Annotated in this window: 5 protein-coding genes; 2 read left to right on the forward strand and 3 right to left on the reverse strand. The window is 45.8% G+C overall.

Annotation, left to right across the window (positions count from 1 at the left end; translation table 11 throughout):
- Positions 1–170: 170 nt before the first annotated feature.
- From X965_RS18480 to X965_RS18490, 3 genes are read right to left on the reverse strand one after another with little or no spacing between them, the layout of a single operon-like run.
- Positions 171–752 (reverse strand): ProQ/FINO family protein, encoded by a 582-nt coding sequence (locus X965_RS18480; RefSeq protein WP_036419706.1) that lies wholly within the window; start codon positions 750–752, stop codon positions 171–173.
- A gap of 28 nt (positions 753–780) precedes the next feature.
- Positions 781–1,044 carry a hypothetical protein gene (locus tag X965_RS18485; protein WP_036419707.1) on the reverse strand — a complete coding sequence of 88 codons (264 nt, stop codon included), beginning with the start codon at positions 1,042–1,044 and terminating at the stop codon, positions 781–783.
- A 55-nt stretch (positions 1,045–1,099) separates the two neighbouring features.
- Positions 1,100–1,723, reverse strand: a complete 624-nt coding sequence (locus tag X965_RS18490) for a recombinase family protein (protein WP_036419709.1) — start codon at positions 1,721–1,723, stop codon at positions 1,100–1,102.
- 271 nt (positions 1,724–1,994) lie between these two features.
- Between X965_RS18490 and X965_RS18495 the strand changes: the two genes are divergently transcribed.
- Together X965_RS18495 and X965_RS18500 are read left to right on the forward strand one after the other, a co-directional pair.
- Positions 1,995–2,306, forward strand: coding sequence for a type II toxin-antitoxin system HigB family toxin (locus X965_RS18495; RefSeq protein WP_036419711.1), 312 nt, complete (start codon positions 1,995–1,997; stop codon positions 2,304–2,306).
- Positions 2,303–2,722: a type II toxin-antitoxin system HigA family antitoxin gene (locus X965_RS18500; protein ID WP_036419713.1), complete on the forward strand. Its 420-nt coding sequence runs from the start codon at positions 2,303–2,305 to the stop codon at positions 2,720–2,722. The genes X965_RS18495 and X965_RS18500 overlap by 4 nt, the downstream gene beginning before the upstream one ends.
- Positions 2,723–2,783 lie beyond the last annotated feature (61 nt).

A 2,783-nucleotide genomic window follows, 5' to 3' on the forward strand; every position in this document is an offset into this window, starting at 1 on the left:
GTACTGTCCGGCAAAACTGAGAACATGAGTCAGAAGGGCAGGGAAGGGCGCTTTATCCAGAAATTCTGTGGATAAATCAGTGAATCCGGGGGGAAAACAGGCTGTATCCACCGTTCCGCAGTCGCCTCACTGATTTGTGCGTTATTTGAGCAATTCACCCCGAAATTACGTTATTCTGCTTTTCCTTTTGCCTGCTGTTTTTTTATCTTTCCCATTCGCTGCACTGAATCCGTTTCCTCCTCCGGGGTCACTGTTCCGCACGGCTGACCATCCTTATCATAACGTACCGCACCTGCAACAACCGTCAGACGATAACCGATTGAATGAGAGACAGAAGATAAGCAGCGTGTCAGCGTTCTGGCTGACAACGGTAAAACTCTGGCTTTTTTGTCCTGAAATAAATCTTCCCGCAACCCGTTTTTCATCGGCCGCAGCTGACCGTCCGGAAACAGTTCCGGCCAGTACCGGGTTATAATCCCCAGAGCCTCAATGATATTCATCCGTTTTTTCGGCGGTGTCGGCGGGACCGGGACTTTTTCGGGCTTCACCGCAGGCGGTTCAGAGACTTTTGTTTTTTTGACGGGTGCAGGGGACTTTACGGCCGGAGACACTTTATTTTTTTTCGGGCGCGGGACAGCATCTATCCGCTGTTTTCTGCGGAACACCGGTTGTATTGGGGTGTCTTTATTTTTTTCCGGCTCCGCTTTCGGTTTACGGTTCAGCGTGAGAACGGGACGGGATGTATCACTCATTACGGGTTCCTGCCGGTATGCTTTCAGGTTAACGTATTTGTACACTTTCCAGAAAACCGTCCTCACTGAAAATAAAATAATACGCCTCATCTCCGGTCATCGTATAAACATACAATGAACCGGTATAATTCATATCAGTAACTGAACTGTCATCATTTTCACGCAGCAGACGGTTTTCACCGGAAATACGATACCATAACTCACCGTATTCAAGATCATCCGTGACGAGGTTTTCAGCCGTTTTTCCGTCAGGCAGTTGCCCGTTGTACTCAATATGACTAAAGAATCCCATGATTTTCCCCTTTTGACCGGTATTCAGGCGGCAACAGGTTGCCCCGGCCAGGTCTTTACTGTACTGCGCTGAGTTTAACAACCCGTATCACAGTCCGTTCTGATACACCGCACAACCTCGCGGTATCACGGATACTCTGTCTGTTTTTGACCCGGAGTTCGATGATTTTTTGATGCAACTGCTCATCAGCCCGGCGGCCCCGGTATTTTCCGGCTGCTTTCGCTTTCACAATACCTTCTTTCTGGCGACGGCGGCGATCCTCGTAGTCTTTGCGGGCAATCGCGGCCAGCATATCAAGCATCATTCCGTTAACCGCCTTTAGCATTGCCCGGGTAAACTCATCACCGGCAGGGGATGTCAGCGCCATATGGCTAGTCGGGAGGTCAAGACTGACAACAACCAGGCTTTTATCACTGATAAGGTGCTTTAATTTCTGCCAGCCGTCCTCATCCATGCGCGAAAGGCGATCAACCTGCTCGATGAGAATAATGTCACCGGGCGCAGCGTCATCAAGTAACCGTAAAAGCTCCGGCCGCCGGAGTGATGCCCCGGAGACATTTTCGGTGTACCAGCTTGCCATCCGGAATCCTTTTTCTTCCACAAAGGTTTTCATCCTGTTTTTTGCCCGGAGAGCATTCTGCTCTTTTGTTGATGCGCGGAGATAACCGTGAATGTACATTTTTCACCCGTTTGTGACACTTAAATGATGATCTTAATATACGTGACAGATAGGTTATGATCCAATAGAAAAATGGCAGTATTTCAGGCCGTGACGCTGGGGTACACTCTATTGACTATGCAAGGCTGTTCAAAAAAAGGCTTTAACGTACAATAATTTTCGATATCCAAACTGCCCTCTATATTATTTGACAAAACCATCGTTTACATATTGCAAACCAATCGTCAATACTTTATACTGTTCACATATTGTAAAAACAATGGATTTCCTGATGCACGTCATATCGAAAGAACCTTTTTTAGAAGCAACAAAACAATACCCTAATGATGCTCAGGCCATTAAAGCCCTCTATCGTGTAGTCAAAGAAAATGATTTTTCTTCACCTGAAGATTTACGAAAAATTCTGCCCAGTCTTGATAATTTCAAATACCGTAATAAATGGTGGGTTCTAGATGTGGGAGGAAACAATCTCCGAGTTATTGCTTACATTAACTTTGTTAACAAGCGATTTTACGTTAAGCATATCACTACACACACTGAATACGACAAACTGACTCGTTACTACAGGGAACACAAAGAATGATTACAGATACAGCAAAAGCAATCACCGCCGCAAAAGACTTAGTTGCAGCGGTGCCTTTTTTAGGCGGAAACTCCTCAGAGAAAGACTACCGTGACGCTCTGGGTTTAATGGATTATCTTATCGAATACGATGATGAGAGTCCGCTCATTGACTTCCTAGCTGGGAAAATTGCAGATTATGAAGACACATGTGAAGATTTTGCTGAATTTAACAATTCCATCACAGAAACCTCTGTGGGTGTTGCCTTGTTGCGAACACTGATTGACCAGTACAAACTATCTTATTCTGACCTGAAAAATGAAATAGGCTCCAAGTCACTTATCAGTCAGATCCTTTCAGGGCAGCGGGCTTTGACTATTTCTCATATTAAAGCACTGTCAGCCAGATTTGGTATCAGACCTGAATGGTTTCTTTGAGAGAGGTGACGCTCTACTAAGCCTTGAGCAACCTGACGGAAAAATCTGGGGTTCCGGCGTA

The sequence above is a fragment of the Morganella sp. EGD-HP17 genome (assembly GCF_000512315.2).
In the GTDB taxonomy this organism is placed as follows: Bacteria; Pseudomonadota; Gammaproteobacteria; order Enterobacterales; family Enterobacteriaceae; genus Morganella; species Morganella morganii.